Origin of the sequence: Bacillus sp. FSL E2-0195, assembly GCF_038003645.1 — a bacterium.
Taxonomy (GTDB): Bacteria; Bacillota; Bacilli; order Bacillales; family Bacillaceae_G; genus Bacillus_A; species Bacillus_A mycoides.
This window is the reverse complement of sequence record NZ_JBBOPN010000001.1, coordinates 1,120,599-1,139,826: the sequence shown is the minus strand read 5'-3', so window position 1 is coordinate 1,139,826 and position 19,228 is coordinate 1,120,599. Positions and strand designations below refer to the sequence as shown.

The 19,228-nt window shown below is 37.0% G+C and carries 22 protein-coding genes and 2 pseudogenes; 12 read left to right on the top strand and 12 right to left on the bottom strand.

What is annotated here, in order from left to right; all coding sequences use genetic code 11:
- The first annotated feature begins 219 nt into the window (after positions 1-219).
- Positions 220-774 (top strand): DUF2777 domain-containing protein, encoded by a 555-nt coding sequence (locus MHH59_RS05845; RefSeq protein ID WP_002030292.1) that lies wholly within the window; start codon positions 220-222, stop codon positions 772-774.
- 53 nt (positions 775-827) lie between these two features.
- Here MHH59_RS05845 and MHH59_RS05840 read toward each other — a convergent pair whose 3' ends face one another.
- The gene (locus tag MHH59_RS05840; protein ID WP_002011256.1) at positions 828-1,196 is read right to left on the bottom strand and encodes a YisL family protein; all 369 of its coding nucleotides are present in this window, start codon (positions 1,194-1,196) and stop codon (positions 828-830) included.
- A 150-nt stretch (positions 1,197-1,346) separates the two neighbouring features.
- Between MHH59_RS05840 and rocD the strand changes: the two genes are divergently transcribed.
- Positions 1,347-2,537, top strand: a complete 1,191-nt coding sequence (gene rocD, locus MHH59_RS05835; RefSeq protein WP_000616665.1) for an ornithine aminotransferase — start codon at positions 1,347-1,349, stop codon at positions 2,535-2,537.
- Between the two features lie 105 nt (positions 2,538-2,642).
- Positions 2,643-2,927, top strand: coding sequence for a hypothetical protein (locus MHH59_RS05830; protein ID WP_000925332.1), 285 nt, complete (start codon positions 2,643-2,645; stop codon positions 2,925-2,927).
- Positions 2,928-2,961: 34 nt separating this feature from the next.
- Here the strand turns inward: MHH59_RS05830 and MHH59_RS05825 are convergent, their stop codons facing one another.
- A complete protein-coding gene (locus tag MHH59_RS05825) occupies positions 2,962-3,864 on the bottom strand; it encodes a fumarylacetoacetate hydrolase family protein (protein ID WP_002125896.1) in 903 nt (300 codons plus the stop codon).
- A 243-nt stretch (positions 3,865-4,107) separates the two neighbouring features.
- Between MHH59_RS05825 and MHH59_RS05820 the strand changes: the two genes are divergently transcribed.
- From MHH59_RS05820 to gerPF, 7 genes are all read left to right on the top strand, one after another.
- Positions 4,108-4,287: an aspartyl-phosphate phosphatase Spo0E family protein gene (locus tag MHH59_RS05820; RefSeq protein WP_002087032.1), complete on the top strand. Its 180-nt coding sequence runs from the start codon at positions 4,108-4,110 to the stop codon at positions 4,285-4,287.
- A 96-nt stretch (positions 4,288-4,383) separates the two neighbouring features.
- A complete protein-coding gene (gene gerPA, locus MHH59_RS05815) occupies positions 4,384-4,605 on the top strand; it encodes a spore germination protein GerPA (protein WP_001111190.1) in 222 nt (73 codons plus the stop codon).
- Positions 4,606-4,619: 14 nt separating this feature from the next.
- Positions 4,620-4,826, top strand: a complete 207-nt coding sequence (gene gerPB / locus MHH59_RS05810; RefSeq protein ID WP_001012505.1) for a spore germination protein GerPB — start codon at positions 4,620-4,622, stop codon at positions 4,824-4,826.
- Between the two features lie 67 nt (positions 4,827-4,893).
- On the top strand, positions 4,894-5,508 hold the full coding sequence (gene gerPC, locus MHH59_RS05805) for a spore germination protein GerPC (RefSeq protein WP_001070757.1): 615 nt from the start codon (positions 4,894-4,896) through the stop codon (positions 5,506-5,508).
- A gap of 6 nt (positions 5,509-5,514) precedes the next feature.
- Positions 5,515-5,709, top strand: coding sequence for a spore germination protein GerPD (gerPD, locus tag MHH59_RS05800; RefSeq protein ID WP_001052805.1), 195 nt, complete (start codon positions 5,515-5,517; stop codon positions 5,707-5,709).
- Positions 5,710-5,723: 14 nt separating this feature from the next.
- Positions 5,724-6,110: a spore germination protein GerPE gene (locus tag MHH59_RS05795; RefSeq protein WP_002125894.1), complete on the top strand. Its 387-nt coding sequence runs from the start codon at positions 5,724-5,726 to the stop codon at positions 6,108-6,110.
- A 42-nt stretch (positions 6,111-6,152) separates the two neighbouring features.
- Entirely contained in the window at positions 6,153-6,368 is a 216-nt protein-coding gene (gene gerPF / locus MHH59_RS05790; protein WP_001141570.1) for a spore germination protein GerPF, read from the top strand.
- Positions 6,369-6,423: 55 nt separating this feature from the next.
- Here the strand turns inward: gerPF and MHH59_RS05785 are convergent, their stop codons facing one another.
- The 8 genes and pseudogenes from MHH59_RS05785 to MHH59_RS30810 all read right to left on the bottom strand — a co-directional run.
- Positions 6,424-7,131 carry a DNA alkylation repair protein gene (locus tag MHH59_RS05785; RefSeq protein ID WP_078184077.1) on the bottom strand — a complete coding sequence of 236 codons (708 nt, stop codon included), beginning with the start codon at positions 7,129-7,131 and terminating at the stop codon, positions 6,424-6,426.
- Between the two features lie 192 nt (positions 7,132-7,323).
- A complete protein-coding gene (locus MHH59_RS05780) occupies positions 7,324-7,602 on the bottom strand; it encodes an RNA polymerase alpha subunit C-terminal domain-containing protein (RefSeq protein ID WP_002011271.1) in 279 nt (92 codons plus the stop codon).
- A gap of 23 nt (positions 7,603-7,625) precedes the next feature.
- Positions 7,626-11,351 carry a helicase-exonuclease AddAB subunit AddA gene (gene addA, locus MHH59_RS05775; RefSeq protein WP_340850954.1) on the bottom strand — a complete coding sequence of 1,242 codons (3,726 nt, stop codon included), beginning with the start codon at positions 11,349-11,351 and terminating at the stop codon, positions 7,626-7,628.
- Positions 11,348-14,863 carry a helicase-exonuclease AddAB subunit AddB gene (gene addB / locus MHH59_RS05770; protein WP_002186441.1) on the bottom strand — a complete coding sequence of 1,172 codons (3,516 nt, stop codon included), beginning with the start codon at positions 14,861-14,863 and terminating at the stop codon, positions 11,348-11,350. The genes addA and addB overlap by 4 nt, the downstream gene beginning before the upstream one ends.
- 117 nt (positions 14,864-14,980) lie before the next feature.
- A complete protein-coding gene (gene lepB, locus MHH59_RS05765; protein ID WP_002011277.1) occupies positions 14,981-15,544 on the bottom strand; it encodes a signal peptidase I in 564 nt (187 codons plus the stop codon).
- Between the two features lie 210 nt (positions 15,545-15,754).
- Positions 15,755-16,348, bottom strand: coding sequence for a TVP38/TMEM64 family protein (locus tag MHH59_RS05760; protein WP_340850953.1), 594 nt, complete (start codon positions 16,346-16,348; stop codon positions 15,755-15,757).
- A gap of 333 nt (positions 16,349-16,681) precedes the next feature.
- On the bottom strand, positions 16,682-17,263 hold the full coding sequence (locus MHH59_RS05755) for a competence protein ComK (RefSeq protein WP_002011279.1): 582 nt from the start codon (positions 17,261-17,263) through the stop codon (positions 16,682-16,684).
- 49 nt (positions 17,264-17,312) lie between these two features.
- A pseudogene (locus tag MHH59_RS30810) lies at positions 17,313-17,390 on the bottom strand (RNA-guided endonuclease TnpB family protein); the annotation flags it as partial.
- A gap of 302 nt (positions 17,391-17,692) precedes the next feature.
- Between MHH59_RS30810 and MHH59_RS05750 the strand changes: the two are divergent.
- A complete protein-coding gene (locus tag MHH59_RS05750) occupies positions 17,693-17,878 on the top strand; it encodes a hypothetical protein (protein ID WP_002011281.1) in 186 nt (61 codons plus the stop codon).
- A gap of 50 nt (positions 17,879-17,928) precedes the next feature.
- Here the strand turns inward: MHH59_RS05750 and MHH59_RS05745 are convergent.
- A pseudogene (locus MHH59_RS05745) lies at positions 17,929-18,146 on the bottom strand (hypothetical protein).
- Between the two features lie 58 nt (positions 18,147-18,204).
- Positions 18,205-18,408 (bottom strand): RNA chaperone/antiterminator CspA, encoded by a 204-nt coding sequence (gene cspA / locus MHH59_RS05740; RefSeq protein ID WP_002011282.1) that lies wholly within the window; start codon positions 18,406-18,408, stop codon positions 18,205-18,207.
- A gap of 276 nt (positions 18,409-18,684) precedes the next feature.
- On the opposite strand from cspA, the gene MHH59_RS05735 reads away from it, so the two are divergent.
- A complete protein-coding gene (locus tag MHH59_RS05735) occupies positions 18,685-19,179 on the top strand; it encodes a DUF6584 family protein (protein ID WP_002011284.1) in 495 nt (164 codons plus the stop codon).
- The last annotated feature ends 49 nt before the right edge of the window (positions 19,180-19,228 follow it).

The following is a 19,228-nucleotide window of genomic DNA, read 5'->3' as shown; positions in this document are numbered from 1 at the left end:
TATCTGTTTCTGAACGTGCAGTAATCCCCACCCTATGAGTGCGGATACATAAAAACAACAAACTTGACGATAACTAACTATCCATATATGGAATAGCAGTTTCACAGTGTAAAGCGTGTTTTATTGTATGCCCATCTATCTTTAGGTGTGTCTAGTTATAAAGAACGTACGAACTGTCCATAACAAGAATAACTATTTCTATAAAAGGAGAAATGAACTATGATACAACGCAAACATATTTTGTATAACCAACCGCGCGCTCATACAGTCGGTAATGTAGAATATATAAACAAAGAATGGGTATTCTTTGATGATGAAAATGATGAGGCTTTTCTATTAGAAGATATTGCTGAAGATGGTTTTGAAATTTTATATAACAACAATTGGCTACCAGCTCGTTTTTATGAACAAGACATATTACAAATTGCAAATGAACAACATTCTCTCCAAAACGGAGAAATGATACGAATTCGTAAAAAATTACTTCTTAGCTATAATGAATGGCTTGAGGAATTACCTGACTCTGTCTTTACATTATTAACTGAGGCATTACAATCGCTTCATTACTCTTTATATGATTGCATGTATTGTCATAATTATTTATCCTTCTTGCCAAAAGAGGAAGCATGCGAAGGAGTAAATATTCTTTTATTTGATAATGAAGAGATGATTTGTACATTGCAGCATCATTTTGTACGCCACTCTTCCTCTAATAAAAATATTTTGCGATTTACGAAAGTAAACGGAGAAGAGTTGCATATTGATGCGACATAAAATAAAAACCACCTTATCTCCCAAATATTTGAGATCATAAGGTGGTTTTATTTTTATTTGAATACGTACCAGCCAAGCGGTAATTTTAGTCCTAAGTATAATACCGCTACTAGCGCGACAATAAATAAGCCCCAAACCGCCCCTGTTGGTTTGTTTTTGCTCATTTTCACAAGAACCATTTCCATTCCAGCGATTACTAATATACCAGCTAGCATTTTCATGCCGTACCACATGTGCATGCTACCTGTTGCCGTCTTCACAATACTCATGTACAACATGAAACCTGTCACAATAATGATGATATACATAAGGCGAAGCCCCATATGTACACCTTTACCTTTTCTTCCTGCTGAATAAAGTGAATACGCAACGAAGAATAAAATTAATCCTAACGCCCATGCTGTAATATGCATATGTACCATCGTATCCCTGCCTCCTCTTTTTCACACTTTTTCACTCTATATGATAACATGTTCATATATTTTCAGGAAATGTTTCGCTTTTTTATATTTAAATGCTATAATATTTAGAGTATTTACAAACTTCTTGTAATAACAAAAGGGGGAACAATCATGATTCAAACTAAGGATATTATCGAACTTACAGACACATACGGGGCAAATAACTACCATCCACTTCCAATCGTTATTTCTAAAGCAGAAGGCGTTTGGGTAGAAGATCCTGAAGGAAACCGCTATATGGACTTATTAAGTGCATATTCTGCAGTAAACCAAGGTCATCGTCATCCAAAAATCATTAACGCTTTAATTGACCAAGCTAATCGAGTGACGTTAACTTCTCGTGCTTTCCATAGCGATCAATTAGGTCCTTGGTACGAAAAAGTTGCGAAACTAACAAATAAAAATATGGTACTTCCTATGAATACAGGCGCAGAGGCTGTTGAAACTGCAATTAAAACAGCTCGTCGCTGGGCTTATGATGTGAAAAAGGTAGAAGCAAACCGTGCAGAAATCATCGTTTGTGAAGATAACTTCCACGGACGTACAATGGGTGCTGTTTCTATGTCATCAAACGAAGAGTACAAGCGCGGCTTCGGTCCAATGCTTCCTGGCATTATTGTAATTCCTTATGGTGATTTAGAAGCGTTAAAAGCTGCGATTACACCAAATACAGCTGCATTCATTTTAGAGCCAATCCAAGGTGAAGCAGGAATTAACATTCCACCAGCTGGTTTCTTACAAGAAGCTTTTGAAGTATGTAAAAAAGAAAACGTTTTATTCGTAGCAGATGAAATCCAAACAGGCTTAGGCCGTACGGGTAAAGTATTTGCTTGCGACTGGGACAATGTAACTCCTGACATGTACATACTTGGTAAAGCACTTGGCGGCGGCGTATTCCCAATCTCTTGTGTTGCAGCAAACAGCGACATTTTAGGTGTATTCGAGCCAGGTTCTCACGGTTCTACATTCGGTGGTAACCCACTTGCATGTGCTGTTTCTATTGCAGCTCTTGAAGTATTAGAAGAAGAAAAATTAACAGAGCGTTCTCTTCAATTAGGAGAAAAACTAGTTGGGCAATTAAAAGAAATTGATAACCCAATGATTACTGACATTCGCGGTAAAGGTTTATTCATCGGTATCGAATTAAACGAGCCAGCTCGTCCTTACTGTGAACAACTAAAAGCAGCTGGGCTATTATGTAAAGAAACACACGAAAACGTAATTCGTATTGCACCACCTCTAGTAATCTCTGAAGAAGATTTAGAGTGGGCGTTCCAAAAAATTAAAGCTGTACTATCTTAATCATAGTGAGGTTGTCCTAAATATAGGACAACCTCTTTCTTTTTTTAGTAGTTTATCATAAAATAAAATTGAATATTCTGTTTTTGTTAAAAAGGGGGTAACTGTATGCTATTGAAATACGGTAAACACATTAACAATTTAGCTACAATTTTTATTTCTATGACATTCATCGGCTTCATATTATCTACAACTTTACTCAGTCATTATTCAACTCCTAATACATTCACACTACTCAAAACATCATTTTGGGCTGCTGTTTTCCTTACAATTATCGGTTTTGGCCGTGAGAGAAGCGCACTTGCAGTTATGCTAATTGGAATTTGTACTTTAGCATTAATCGGATTGTATATTTTCGCCATCATAGATTACTCCGTTAATCCACGCCCATAGAAAAGAGCTATCTTTTCACAAGATAGCTCTTTTTTCATTTCACTATATTTCTTAACGTACCAATTCCCTCTACTGTAATAACAACTTCATCACCAGCATGTAAAAACTTCGGTGGTGTAAAACCTTTACCAACACCAGCTGGTGTCCCTGTTGCAATGATATCTCCTGGCTCTAATGTCATGCCTTTACTTATAGTTGAAATAATTTCTTCTACTGAAAAAATCATTTCTCTCGTATTTGAAGTTTGCCTTACTTCTCCATTTACCACTGTTTCAATGTGTAATGCATTCGGCGTTCTAACCATCGATTTATGAATTAAATACGGTCCCATCGGACAAAATGTATCGAAACTTTTCCCTAGGAAAAATTGTTTATGTTTTCTTTGAATATCCCGAGCAGTTACATCATTTATAACTGTATATCCAAAAACATGATCAAGAGCTTTTTCTATTTTTATTTGTTTCCCTCGCTTACCGATAACGATTGCTAGTTCACCTTCATAATCAAGTTCATTCGTCGCGTGAGGGTGACCATTAATTTGCTCATCAATTCCAATCACTGTTGTTGGCGCCTTTGTAAAAATCATTATATTTTCAGGGATAGACTCTACTCCGCCCATTTCTACCGCATGCTCACGATAGTTCTTTCCAACACAAAGAATATTTTTTCTCGGCCTTGGAATCGGTGCTAATATTTTCACCTCTGCTAACGGATAATACGCCGATCCCGCATTTTCCTTCGCCCAATTTACAATATCGTACACTTTCTCAAGACATTCGCTTCCTCTTTCAATACACTCTAACATGGTAATTGGGATAGTAACCTTTTCCCCTTTTTGTCTTTGCGCTTCTCTTAAATGTAATACCTTTTCTTCCTCTTCATCCACAATACCTACAAATACTTTTTCTTCTTTCTTCGCCGTTACAAAACGCAACATTTCCACTCTCCATCCTAAAACTCATACCCTATAATTGTATTCGCATCCTTAAGAAAAAAACCTTCTTACACACGCTAATTTTTACAATATTCAACCATTCTTACATTTGTTCCTCATCCGTTATTTGACATAAAATGTAGAAATTATACTTTTTTTAGCGAAGATGTTTCTTTTTTATGGGATTTTTGTATAATATGTACTACATATATACATAAAATTTATTGAGAGATGGAGCCGATTTCAATGTTTGAGCAAGCTATCGAAAAAAAACGCGAAAAAATGATCTATTTTGCTGAACGCTACGGAATGACTTCTCAAAAAACAGTAGATTGTAGCCAGGAATTGGACAGGCTCTTAAATGTTGTTTGGCCTATACATACAGATTGCACACATACTCAAATGTTCGAAACACATACGCAATAACGTATGTGTTTCTTTTATTTCGAAAAAATACACATTTTATTGAAAACGCCCATACAATAGTAGAAAAGAAAATTTTAAAAACGAAAGGTGTTTTGTATGCCAGCTATGGTCGGACATATTCGTATCGTTAACATTGGATCAAGTGGTATTTTTCATATTGGAGATGTATTTGCGATTAGGCCTATTAGTTATTCACGCGCTTTTGCCGGAGCCGGTTCATTTAATGTTGGGGATAACGTCTCTGTCTACAATTATCAAAGCTCAACGACCGTCAATGATTCAGATGTAATTGATCAAGCAATAATTGGTTCGAACTAAAGGGGGCGATTGCATTGAATTTTTATGTGAACCAAAGTATCATCATTAACAGCATTAAAATCGATAGCATTACGACCTCTTCCGTTTTTCAAATTGGAACTGCAGGTAGTATTAAGGCTCTTTCTAAATTCTCAAATTCTGGCGGATTTACAGAACCGCTTCGCCCTTTACATGCGAAAGGACAAATTATTTCCATCAAACCATCAACTAGTTCTTCTTAAGGTATCCTTGTCATAAATATATAGCAGGAATATATTTCCCCTCCCTATTGAAAAGGAGGTTTCACAAATGAATCAAGATATATATACTTACCTACACCAACTTCAACAAGCTCTCCAAATACAGCAGCAAACTATTCTAAACCTTGAAGAGCAAGTTCGCCTACTACAAGAAGAGCTTAATGAGTTAAAAAGTCGTCCCTCCTCTTCTATAGGAAAAGTGGAATATAAATTCGATCAATTAAAAGTAGAAAATTTAAACGGCACTTTAAATATTGGCTTGAATCCATTTTCAACAAAAGGGCAACAAATTGAAGATTTTCAAGTGGATACAGAAACATTAAAAGTAAATCCTGAAACAGAAACAAATCCAGACTTTTATCAAGGTATCCTCCAAGAAATGCATCGCTATTTAGATGAAGAAGCATATAGTCGAATTCTCCATTTTGAACAAGAAGAGAGAACGCCGCTTGATGAGATGTATCGACAAATGATGGTGGATGACATAAAAAAACAGATGGAACATAGACTTCCATATTATTTATCACAAGTTCAATCGTATGAGGGTATTTCCACAGATCCCGATTATTTACGAGACATCATTATTCAAGCGATGAAACAAGATATTGACAAGGCGTTCCTTTCCTTTATTCAACACATACCGGGCAATTTCCGAAAGGAGTGAGTATGCATGAATTTAAATGTTGTAAACCGTGAGTTAAAAGTAGGCCAGATTAAAATGAACGGGGTTTCTTCTTCCGCATTATTTTTAATTGGAGATGCAAACCTTCTCATCCTTTCTTCTATTCTTGATACGCCATTCGAATCTGTTACAGAGGGACCATTTGTACCATTAGTAACAGATGTCCCTCCGACTCCAGGTTGAGGAGAGGAAAAATTATGCTCCGTCATACTTCAATTGTACAAAATGTTTCTATCGTTTCTATGGGGGTTGCGGCTGTCTTCCAGGCCGGGGATTCTAATCAAATAGAATTAAAAAATAGAGCACTTATCGTTCATCGAGAAATCCCTTGTTATATAAAAGGTGAAGGTCGTTTTGATGCGTTTGAAATCTTTACAGATGAGTACATTACAATTCCAAAGCGAACGACAGATGTAAAACTAAATATTGTAAATGAGTGCCCTTTTATTGAAGTAAATGATGTTCACTTGCGAACCCTTTTAAATTCCGCGTGCTTCCAAATCGGCAATGTTGACTATGTTTTTAATAATTCTCGCACGCTACAAATCCGCCAATTTATTACTGATGAACCTTCCTCTAAATAATTCATATAGTAATTAAAAAGCTTAGTAAAGTAGGTGGATGGTATGCCTTCGGTTGTAGGAAATCTTGTCGTTCAAAACAGTAACGGCTCTTTCAACTTAGGAGATTTTTATAACGTGTCTCCGAAAGAAAATACGAAAGCTTATAACGGCTCTGGGGCTTCCAATGTCGGATTTGTCGTCAACACTTTTAGCGGCGTTAGCGCAACAAATACATTTGATTCGGACGTTGCAGACCAAGATCAAATTGGAACAGCGTAAAAAAGAAACAGCTTTAGCTCTATTTTGTGTAGAGCTAGGGCTGTTTCTTTTAATTTTAACATCTTACATATTTACGTTTGAATCCGAGTCTTCCTCTATCAAGTTCTTTATGAATACTTTCGTAAGCATTTAGAAAACTACTTTTCTTGTTATCCCGTTTTAGTTCTACTATGCCTACTTCCTTTGCGGTTTCAACTGCCTTTTCATGTAGCGGCACATATGAAATCCCCACAGTGTTTAGAAAATTATTCATAGCGGATTTCGTACGTTCTGGCGCATCATGAATTGTATTTTTTACAACTTCTAGCATATTGGCAATCTTACTTTCGGAAAATTCATGGTCTTTTCGATTCCCTAAAAGCCAGCAGTAGCAACTCCATCCCGCTGACATTCTTAGTTCGTCACCACTTGCAATCCATTTATCAGCAACGTCTTGTGCAAAATCTGACTCTGATAAAGTTACTGCTACCACATAATCGGACAGCATATAAAAGTACGCCCCATCCATCCAACGATCAAAATCCGATTCGTTCATAGTTTTTGGATCTGCAATAATGCCTGCAAAGTACATCGCATCATAGTTACCTGTAGCATAAAGCTCTTCAGCTAAACTTTGATTGATTTTTATTTTCTTCGCGATTGGTTTCATAGCACCTGTAGCTACGCCAAAAAGTGGCTCCTTTGCACCATTGGATATGTATATTTTTTTAGTTCGTTCCTTGCCGAGAGTTTCAAGCTCTTGCATTACTGTTTCAAAATCCATCGTGTTGCACTTCCTTCCTTAATATTATAATCAATCCGCTTATATTCTTGATCCATCTTTTAAATCGTTTTGTCCATCGATTTACGATTTTCAAAATGGGATTTCGTTATACGCGTTTATCTAGCTAATTAATACCGATTATAAAAACTAATCATTAATGAAGATGCTACTCCCCGCTAATGATTAGTTTTTTTATTTAAATGATAATCCCTTATCTTCTAAAGCCGCTCTCAATTTAGGTAAAGATGCTGGTCCTATACCGTGCAGTTTCAAAATTTCTTTTTCACTATACTTTGAAAGTTCTGCTTCAGTCGTTATTCCATGGTGCTCTAACGCTCGCCTTGCTGGTGCTGAAAGAAGAGAAAGAAAGCCTTCTTTTGGCTTTCTCTCTTTCTCACAGGTTGGGCAAGTTGGACAATCGCTACTTTTGTAGTACTCGTGTCCTTGATCACAAGTTCTTAACGTCGCCATAATCCATAACCCCTTTCTAAGCTCTATTCGTCAATATTTACAACATGATTTCCATCAAAGAAATATAAAGATTTCTCTTTCACAGGATGTTTTAAGCTTTTCTCGAGTGCTTTTGCATATAGTGAAAGCTGTACTTTGTATCGGTCTTCTAAAATTGGTTTCGCTTGATCAAATCCGCCTAGGAACTTTCCTTCAATCGTATCTGTTTTAAAGTCGATTAAAGTAATTCCGTCTTCCTCTTCGATCATGCAGTCGATAACCCCTTGGACAAGTATTGATTCGCCTTTCTTCCCTTGCCAATCTTGATACGCTTCTTCTGCTGAAAGCATCATCGTAAATGGTACTTCGCGCTCAACACTTTTTGCTGCTAATACCCTTTTACCTAAGTCACTGTCAAAGAATGAAATTACCTTTTCGATCGCTATTTCTTCAGCTTGTTCAAATGTTAATAGTTCTTTATTTACCATTCTTGCAATTTGTTCTTGAAGAACTTCAATCGTAATTGGTTTCTTCAAATCTACATGCTGCATAACGGCATGGACTGCTGTCCCTCGCTCTGCGTATGTTAGCCCTTTTTTCTCCATAAAGCGCGGACGTGTTTTAATTGGTGCACGAAGTTTTTTAATAAAGGTGTTATCGCTACCTTCTTCAGATTGATAATTTCTCTTTATTTCTGTAACAGACTGTTTCGCACGGTGAGATGTCGCGTCCGCATACCCGTATTCCCACATCAATCTGTCGTACACTTCTTCTTTCCGTTCACTTTCTAACGGAACAGCTTTTTTATCGCGAAGCGCTTCTAATAACTCTTGTTTCTCTTCTTGAACTGGTTCTGGTGCAAGTAAATCTTTTCCTTCAACAACTTCTACTTTCCAGCTAGCACTATATTCATAAATTTCGCCTGGAATATTTCCTTGTCCTAATTCAAGAAGCATTTCACTATCACGGTGTCTATATAAGGAAGGTGCAATCCAGTCTAAGTAGCAAGACGCTCCGGCACGAATATGGTCTGGTAATAACCATTCACTATGCTCTCTTGCATCGAGCCATTTTTCCATTTCTTTATTGGCATCTTTAACTGTTCCAATTAAAATTAACTTCTCTTTTGCACGTGTTAACGCTACGTATAGTACGCGCATTTCTTCCGCAATTAATTCCATCTTCATTTTACGCTTAATCGCTAGTTGCGATAATGTCGTATATTTAATTCGTTTACGAGGATCGATAAATTGTGAACCGAAACCGAAATCTTTATGAAGTAAGAAACGCTTCATTAAATCTTGTGTATTAAAACGGCGACCAAGTCCAGCTACAAATACGACTGGGAACTCTAGCCCTTTACTTTTATGAATCGTCATAATGCGAACAACATCTTCTTGTTCTCCGAGGGCTCTCGCCGTTCCCATATCATCTCCGCGTTCTAAAATACGCTCAATAAAGCGCAAGAAGCGGAATAATCCTCTAAACGATGTTGCTTCATATTGTCTTGCACGGTCATATAGTACGCGTAAGTTTGCCTGCCTTTGCTTTCCGGCTGGTAAACCGCCGACAAAGTCGTAATAGCCTGTCTCACCGTACACTTTCCAAATTAAATCAGAAAGAGATTGTTGACGCGCAAATTCACGCCACCCTTGCAGTAAGTTATAAAACCACTCTAATTTATCATGCAGTTCTTGTTCTTCTTCAAGCGGCGCTCCCTTTAAGAATGAGCTCATCACTTCATAAAACGAGCCTTTCTTTCCATGAGCACGAAGCGTCGCAAGTTCTTCGTCATTTAGTCCAACGATCGGTGAACGAAGTACAGCTGCAAGCGGAATATCTTGCATCGGGTTATCAATGACGCGGAATACGTTCATCATAATATTTACTTCTGTCGCTTCAAAGTAACCAGTCGCAAGGTCAGCATATACCGGAATTCCTTGTAGTTTTAACTCTTCCATAATTTGCGGCGCCCATGGCATCGAGCGAAGTAAAATAACGAAATCACGATATTGCACTGGGCGCATACTATCAGTTTTACGATCATACACTTCATAGCCTGAATCGACCATTGCTTTAATACGCTGCGCCATAAGACGAGCTTCAAGCTGCGCTTTTTCTACTTCGGCACCTTCTTCACCGTCTTGCACTTCTTCCTCAGTTTGCTGAATACATAATAGCTCTGCCGCTACATCTTCACCTTCTGGATAGCTAGCACCTAGCTTTAATTCAGCGTCAGCATCATAATCGATTTCGCCGACTTCTTCGCCCATAATTTGTTTGAAAATAAAGTTCGTACCTGCTAGCACTTCATGACGGCTACGGAAGTTTTTCGCTAAGTCAATCTTCATTCCGCCGCCCGATCCTTCTTGTGTGAAACGTTTATATTTTCCTAAGAATAAACCAGGCTCTGCTAGTCGGAAACGATAGATTGACTGTTTTACGTCACCAACCATGAACAAGTTTCCTTCACTCTCAGAATCTTTCGTTACGAATTTAATAATTGATTCCTGTACGAAGTTCGTATCTTGATATTCATCAACTAGTACTTCAGCAAATTTATTACGATATTGAAGTGCTACTGCTGACGGCTTCATTTCACCGCCTTCACTTTGCTCGCTTAAAATTTGCAAACAGAAATGCTCTAAATCTGTGAAATCGACCATTCCTTTATCTCGCTTAATCGCTTGGAAACGCTCTGTAAATACTTTTACAAGCTTCACGAGTTTTTCTAATACAGGATGCATATCTTGAAAATCTCGTAAGAAACTTTCGGGTCTGCGGCTAAATAGCTCTTCTTGTAATTTCTTCACTTCATCTTTCGCTTTATTACGAAGAGAATCTACTTGTTTTACAACATCTTCGTTGTAATCACTTTTTTTAATACGCTTTAACGTTTGCCACGATACATTTTGCATCGCTTCATAAACGCTTGTCCACGATCCACGGGCTGCTGAGGATAACGTTCCAAGTAAAGCTAAATCCGCTTGTAAAGTTTCAACGCGAGGCGCTGGACCATCAGGAAGCATTGCGAGTTCAGTCGCCTTACGAATATGCTTTTCCGCTGTTTCAAGCTGAAACTTCACATCTTCTAATAAGTAAGAAGCGTACACTAAATCTTCAATCGTCTTTCCTTCAACGTCGTATGCTTCTACTAATTTATCAAGCCACTTCTCCGGGTTTGGATGCGCTCTTGATTCTGTATGAAGCGCTAAAATCATTCGTTGTAAGTCATCGTCACTACGGTCACTCGTATAACGATCAACTAGTTCAAAGAAAATACTATTATCTTCGATTCCATATTCTTCTTCTAATATGTCATCTAGCACTTCTTCTTTTAATAACTCATTTTCTGTTTGGTTCGCAATACGAAAACGAGGATCGACATCAAGCATGTAATAATATCCTCTAATAACTTGTAAACAAAATGAATGAATTGTAGAAATGGAAGCTTTATTTAATAAGCTAAGCTGCTTTCTTATATGCTGTGAACCTGGCCCATCAATTAATACTTTTTCTAAAGCTTCCCCAATTCGATTTTTCATTTCTTGCGCTGCTGCATTCGTAAATGTTACAACGAGCAGGCGGTCGACATCGACTGGATTTTCCTCACTTATAATCTTTTTAATAATACGTTCAACTAATACCGCTGTTTTCCCTGATCCAGCTGCCGCTGCGACTAAAATATCACGTCCGTTCGCTACAACCGCTTTCCACTGGTCATCTGTCCATTGACTACCTTCTGGTTTCTGAGGCCAATTTTCTATCATTCTCCGCCAACCTCCTCTCTAATTTTCTCCATCGCTTCGCTATCTTTCATATCTTTTAACGTACGGAATTGGTTATCTTCAAGTGATTCATCAAATTGACAAACAGATTTGAAGTTACAGAACGTACATGCCGCTTTATTCCCCTTTTTGTAAGGAGCAATATCGATAACACCTTCTGTAATGTCTTTTCCGATATTTTCAAACGAGTGGTGTACATATTTTTGAAGTACGTTAAACTCTTGTTCACTTGCAATGCTAGAACGCGCACTAAAGCTACCATCTTTTTTCAGACCAGCAGAAATAATATCAGAGCTTCCTGTTGAAAGTTTATTATCCATTAAACGCACAACGTCAGCATCTCCTAGTACGAGACCTTTCATTTTAAATTTCTTTAAAATTTCTTTCTCAATTTCTTCTTCAGATGCATCGCCTTTCATCTCAACAATCGGGTTATGAATATGGAAATACAATACACCCGCCGGTGATGCAGTACTGCCCTTTTTCATCCACGTATGTGCATTTGAAGTAACAACATCTAAATACGTTAACATTTGAAGTGCGAGTCCGTAATACACTTCTGTTAAATCTAACGCTTTCGAACTTGATTTATAATCAATAATACGAAGGAACGTACCACTCTCATCTTCCGCCTTATCAACACGGTCAATACGGCCAACTACTTCCATCTTCACACCATTTGGCAACGCAAATTCCATTGGCGGAAGAGATCCAGTCCCGCCCATACCGAACGGTACTTCTAAATCAACTGGTACAAATCCACTCGACTTCGCATGTTCACGAAGAATAAGTGACGTACGGAAAATGATTTGTTGTAGTTTTTGCTTTAAATAGAAATGACGGTTCGAACTTAATAAAATTTGTCTTTGTAATAACGGTGCAATTTCTTCTATTACTAAAGCAGAAAGGTGTTCACACTCTTTTATTGATAAATCCGCCCAAGTCCGATTTTCACGTAATAGCTTGTCTGCAATTCTCTTCAGCGCTGCATGGAATAGTTCACCGATATCTGGCGCATCAAGTTTGAAAATATCACGCTCTCTTAGTGATAAACCGTGCTGAGCAAAATGAGCGTACGCACAGCGATTAAATAGTTCCATACGAGAAACGCTTCCCTTAATTGTATCTCCATATAAATCCCTACTTACATCTGTACTTAGTTTCTGTGCACGATTTCGGTAGAATAAACTTGATAACACACGGCTACTTTTTTGCTTCCATTCATCTGAAGTAACGTAGAAGTTATATACGTCCCACCAAAAGTCTAAATTCCCTTCAAATCCGTATCGCTTCCACGTTTGCAGTTGCTGCATGACATAAGACAAAGTTACTTCTGGCGTTGCTACGTATGAAATTTGTTCCGAACGCGATAAGTCATTTACATCATTCGTAATAAACGATTCTTTCACATCAGGGAACATTCTTTTTATTTTCTTAATAAAGCTAGACGCAAGTAACGTCTTTCCTTCTTCATCCGCAAGCGGACAAGAAATGTATAACTTCTCAGATGCTCTCGTCACCATTTGATACATAACGAACTGTTCTTCTAATAAAGTTTGTCTCGTCGTTGGTGCTAATTCGATACCTGCAGCGGTGAGAACATTTCTTTCCTCATCAGAAAGCATACCTTCATCCATAGGCGCTGCTGGAATCACACCTTCGTTTACTCCAATAATGAACGTCGCTTTAATATCTGATAATCTAGAATGATCAATATTAGCAACTAACACTTGATCTAGTGACGGCGGAATGTTCGCAAATTGAAGTGCCTCAAGACCTGTCGACATAACCTCCGTAAACATTGAAAGGGACATCTTCTCTTCGCCAAGCATCTCAACGAACGTATCAAGAAGATTCATCACTTCTTCCCATACTTGCTCATGGTCTGTCGCAAATAAGAAATCTCCATTTTCTTCTGCACGAACACGTAATTCTTCTAGTTTTTTCGGAACGTCAAGCTCCTCTAAAAATAAATATACCGCTTCGCACATTTGCATAACTGTTCCAGCACGCTTCAGTCTTTTTTGCATACGAATAACTGGCGTTCTTACAACGTCGCGAAGTCGATTTATTTTCTCTTCCATTTCACGCTCACTGTCTGTTATCATTTCGCTCGCATCATCAAGAGAACGATAACGACGATACATCCACGGATCTTCAGAAGTCCATCTCTTCCCTTGTACACCGTACGCTAAACAGTAGTTTTCAAACTCATCCATCTCTTCGCGCATCGCTTCTTTTCTTACATCTAATGGATATAAAAGCTCTGTTTTCACGCAGCGGAATACTGCATCATAACGCCAATTCCCGCTAATAATCTCGAGTGCAGAACGAATACATTCTACTAGCGGATGATGTGACATTGGGCGTTTTTCATCGATGAAATGCGGGATATTATAATCCGTAAATAACGTTCGCATTACGTCGTAATAACTTTCTCCGTTACGAAGAAGGACTGCGATATCTCGGTAACGATAGTCTTCATCCGCCACAAGTCTTCTAATTTCACGAGCTACACCTTCTACTTCAGCTCGTAAATTAGCTGCTGTACTAATTGTTACACTCGCTTCACCATGATACTTTTCATTCGGACGCGCTTCATAATACGTTTCTAAATGAGCTAATGCTGGAGAATGAAAACGCGGTTGTTCCATAAGTGGAATTGTTTTTTCAATTTCTATTTTCTCTTCACGCGCTACTTGTTTTATTTTTTCATACGTTAACGTCGTTTCATAAAATAAATCTAGTTCATTCACTGGCTGCGCTAACGTTTTTTCATCTATCGTTAATGTTATTGTTACTCTTGTTCCTAATCTCATTAGCCCTCTAACGATTTCTAGCTCTTGAGGAGAAAATGAATGGAATCCATCTATATAAATTTCCGCGCCTTTTACATACTCAGAGTCTGAAAGCTTCTCAATTAATAATTGTAAGTAGTCTTCTGAATCTAAATACTTTCCGATTAAAGCACGTTCAAAATCATCATATAATAACTGTAAATCATACACTTTATTCGCTAGTAGCTTTTGCTCTGCACTACTGCTATGCGTGTCTAATTGTTGCCACATTTCATATACGTTAGACGGCGTCACATTGTAACGTTTAAACTCAGCAATCATACTACCAAGATGTTCAAAGAAACCGTTTTGCTCCGCTGCTTTTTGAAACACAGATAGTCCATCTTTACGAGATTCTACAATTTTACGAAGCAACATATGTACACCAGCTTCATCAATATGAAGACGACTCGCTCCACCAACTTCTTGCAGCACCTTCCACGCTAATCGCGAAAAACTAAAAACTTGTGCCCGAATAGAACCTCTTACATCTTCGCTCCCAATTAACGCCTGCTGCGTTTGGAATGTCATCTGTTCTGGCACAAGATATAATATTGTTTTCCCTCTTGGGCGCTGTTTTAACTCTTCTTGCACTTCGTGTAAACAAAGTGTACTTTTTCCACTTCCAGCTCTACCAATCACAAATCGAAGTGACATGAAACCCCACCTTTCACTTACATAACGAACGTTAGTTTGCTACCACAATTGTATTATAGGACGATAAAAAAGACAAACATACTCGTTTGTCTTTTCCTTATACTTCATTTTATTATATCAGCCTTTTGAGAAATTCGTTTGTACCTCTTGAATCGGCCAATATCGTAAATCAACTTTACCGACAACTGTATCAGCTTTCACAAAGCCGAAGTGCCTACTATCCCAGCTACCAAGGCGGTTGTCACCAACTACAAAAATAGAACCGGGTGGTACAAACTTTTCTTTCGTTAACTCTTCTAGTTTAAAATCGCCTGTTAATTGCCGTCCATTTGTCTCTTTCTTATACGTCTCTAAATAAGGTTCATCCACGAATTGTCCGTTTATATATAATTTATCATGCTTATATTCGATATGATCCCCAGGTAAACCGATAATTCGCTTTACATAGTCCTCTTTTTTATTCGCATGAAAAACGACGACATCAAATCGATTCAAGTCCCCTACTTGATAACTCACCTTATTCACAACGAGCATATTTCCATCTTGCAATGTCGGCATCATTGACTTCCCCTCTACAACGTACGTTGAAAAGAAAAACGTTCGAAAAAATACAGCTAATAGTACACCAATTAAAATTGTTCTTACCCACTCTAGCCCTTCTTTTTTCAAAGTTTTCTTCATTCGCTTCTCCCCTCGCCCTTTAATGATGAAGCTTGCATTTATAAAGTGAAACTTAATCGGTGGGGGTTTTGTTCATCCCCCACCGATTATTAGCCCGCACCAATCGGGCATTTACGGGCAGTTTGATCTCTCACCTAACTTCTTTGCTTCAGTCGAATTTTTTGGTGGGAGTTTTACTGCCCTCAAATAGCGGGACAAAGAAGACTTTTCCTAATGTAGTTCTAACTTTACTTCAATTTTTTTACCGACATACCATAAAATAAAAATAACAACGCCCACAATAACCGATTTCACCGGCTTATGAATAAATGACACTAAATCATGACCGATATACGTTAAAATAAAGATCATAATAAGCTTTCCAAATGCTAATGCTAGTCCAAACTGTTTTACGCTAATGCGAGATAAACCAGCTACAACGTTTATAAGCGCAGATGGTGTGAACGGAAAACAAAATATAACAAAGATTGGCGCGAACCCTTTTCTTTCAATCCATCCCATCGCTTTTCGCACTCTCTCATGCTTATTTACAAAAGAAAAGAAACGACTTCTTCCAAAGCTACGAATAATGAAAAATACAAGCATTGCACCAATTACTGACCCAATCCATGAATAAAGAAAACCGAACCAAAAACCAAATGCAACAGCATTCGCCAACACAAACACAATGAGTGGCAATGCCGGAATAAGCGCCTCTATCATCGGTAAGCCAATACCGAGAAGCGGTCCGAACGCACGATAACTTTCAACAATATGATCCATATTTTCTGGTGAAAAATACTCTTTGATCGTTTGAAAATCCATTCTACACTTTACCCCTTTACTCTAATTACTACCTCTACTGTATCATTGCTTAAATGAAAGAGGAAATGGTAGATACGACATATGGAGATGTATTTATTAAAGTTTCCATATCATTCGCTAGAATTCCTTCATTATTATGCTATGATAATCTTTCAATATTCGACAAGGTTTGTTGTACGTTTGGTTGTTTGAGGAACAATATTTTTTGATGATTTTTTCGGTAAATGAAATTACACCGGTGATTTTCTGAATACATCGACCACAATTTGATTTTTATCGATTTTCCGACAAAACAGACAAATAAAAAGGATGAGTCTCCCCATCCTTTCCCTCTCACACTTCGCCTTCCTTCACAAAATACACTTTCTCATATGCTGGTGTTAATTTAGATTCTTCATTTTTATCAATCTCTTTAAAGCAAGGATTTCCTTGTTTTTTCTTACGATCTTCATACTCTGTCCGTAATTTCGCTGTACGATTTTGCTGATTTTCAAAGCTACTTTTTGACATTTCTAGTTTCACAGCGAAACCATTTATAAATCTAATAATAAGATTTCCATCTTTTAATTCTTTATTATCTTCAATATGAAAATGAGACAACCACGCACACTCTTTTCGAGAATAAGAATACGTAGGGAAAAAATAAAGTTGATCTGTCGGGCTAATTGCGATAGGAGCTTTATGTGTAATACGAGTTAACTCCTTCGTTCCTTCTTTTCTTCCAAAGAAACTAGAACCATGCTTCCGGCAACTTCTCTCTATAATATCAAGAGGCTTTTGAAATACGAAAAAAGAATCTTCCATTTCAACAATTCGCGTAACAACTTTCTTTTCTCCTAGAACAACAGGAAGTAAGGCCATTGTATTTTTGCTTACAACATAGTTTTCGACATAACGTTCTACTTTACTTTCCATAGTCTACTGTCTGCTACTACAAATATAGGAAAATGTATATCCTTAGAGTATGTAGTTTTTGCACGCTAAGAATACTTTTATCTATACTCGCTCTTTTGTTAGTAACAGATTTTTCACCTCTCTTTTTTTAATTTTCGATTGCTATTTAATTTCCCTTCTTCATTTCCCTTTTATAGTAGCACCTACGAAAAGGAAATGGTTTACATTCCACGATTCTTTACAAATACTTATAATAAATCAAATATAATATAAATTTGTTAATAATTATATATGAATATTAAAGGAATAATCTGTATAAAAAAAGGATTCTATATACGAAAAAAGAATTTATATCATTTGTAATATGTTTAACACATTCCCCTTTTCATATAATTACAGCAATTAATTTTGCTATAATTAAAATATAAATCAAATATACGGAGGTCTCTCATGGAAGAAAAGCAAGATCATCCAACAATTCAAATGAAAAATAGTAGCATTGTTATCGTAAAAAATTCAGCGAGTATTATATTCGGTTTATTTTTTATTTTACTGTTCTTCGCGAAGCCTTTTCGTAAATCTAAATGTCCAGAATGCAAGAAACGTGAAAAGAAAAAAGCTGTGAAAGAACACTAAAAGGCCTTCCTTTACGGAAAGCCCTTTTTACATACTGATTGCCATTTCCTTCATTCTTCTTCATCCTCAAAAAACCTACTATTTTTTCTTCCAAGATTCTCTGTATCTCTTTCAACCTGTAATATGGTTCTTGATCTAAATACCGAGAATGAGACTTCCTCAGATCAATTACCGTCACTTTATCATTTTCATAAGTTTTCGAGTACGCCTTTATTTCTTCAATCGTACTTTTTAGGCTGTCTTTATTACTAATATAAATATCGTATATCTCAACAACAAAAAAAGGATGGCATAAGCCATCCTTTTTTCTATAATAAACTATAAAATTATAGTTTGATTACGTTTTTAGCTTGAGGTCCACGGTTGCCATCTTCGATTTCGAAGCTAACTTTTTGGCCTTCTTCTAAAGATTTGAAACCATCAGTTTCGATTGCAGAGAAATGTACGAATACATCGTTTTCGCCTGGAACTTCGATGAAACCGAAGCCTTTTTCGTTGTTAAACCATTTTACTTGTCCTGTAACTGTCATAATTATTTCCTCCTACGAAAATACATTTTATTTAGTCTTCATGTATAAAAAAAGAATCCACACATTATCAAATTCGAAAAATAAACTAGTTCTCACATACTTTTTCCCGTTTGTTTTCGGCATTTGATAATATATGGATTGCTTAATTTAATTATTCAACTGGTATTATCATAACATACTTAAAATAGAATGTACAATCCTTTTTAAAAATAAAATTTCTAAATTTTATTATTTCTTATAAAATATAACCACACCTATTCTAATAAGGAGGCGTGTATGACAGAAATAATCCCTAAAAAAACATTAAAGAGAATTGAAAAAGATATTGAAAATAACAACCTTGGAAAAGCAAGAGATAGATTACACGGATTAATCACTACTTATCCGAATGAATTAGCACTTAGGAAAAAACTCGGTGACATTTACTTTACATTACAATACCCAGAAATGGCTGGACGGTATTGGTATCTTGAAAAAGAGAAAACAGATGTTATGCACGCGGCATGTCTACAATTTGAAAAATCGATGGGAAACGACTCTTATCATATTGTACGTGCTTTAAAATTCAAAGGAGATCGTAACATTATTACAGGACTACACACCGAACGTCCCTTACAGCCATTGCAGAAAAAAGTGATAGAGGAACTAATTGATGATTATGAAGAAACATGGAAAGACAAATTATTTACATGGGGCTGTCTATCATTATTCGCATTCCTTCTTTTTACTGCTATCGTTGGTATATTCACTATATTGGATTGGATATTTTAAATAGAAGTGAACGTCCCACAATACGACGACAAATAAAATTACATCAACT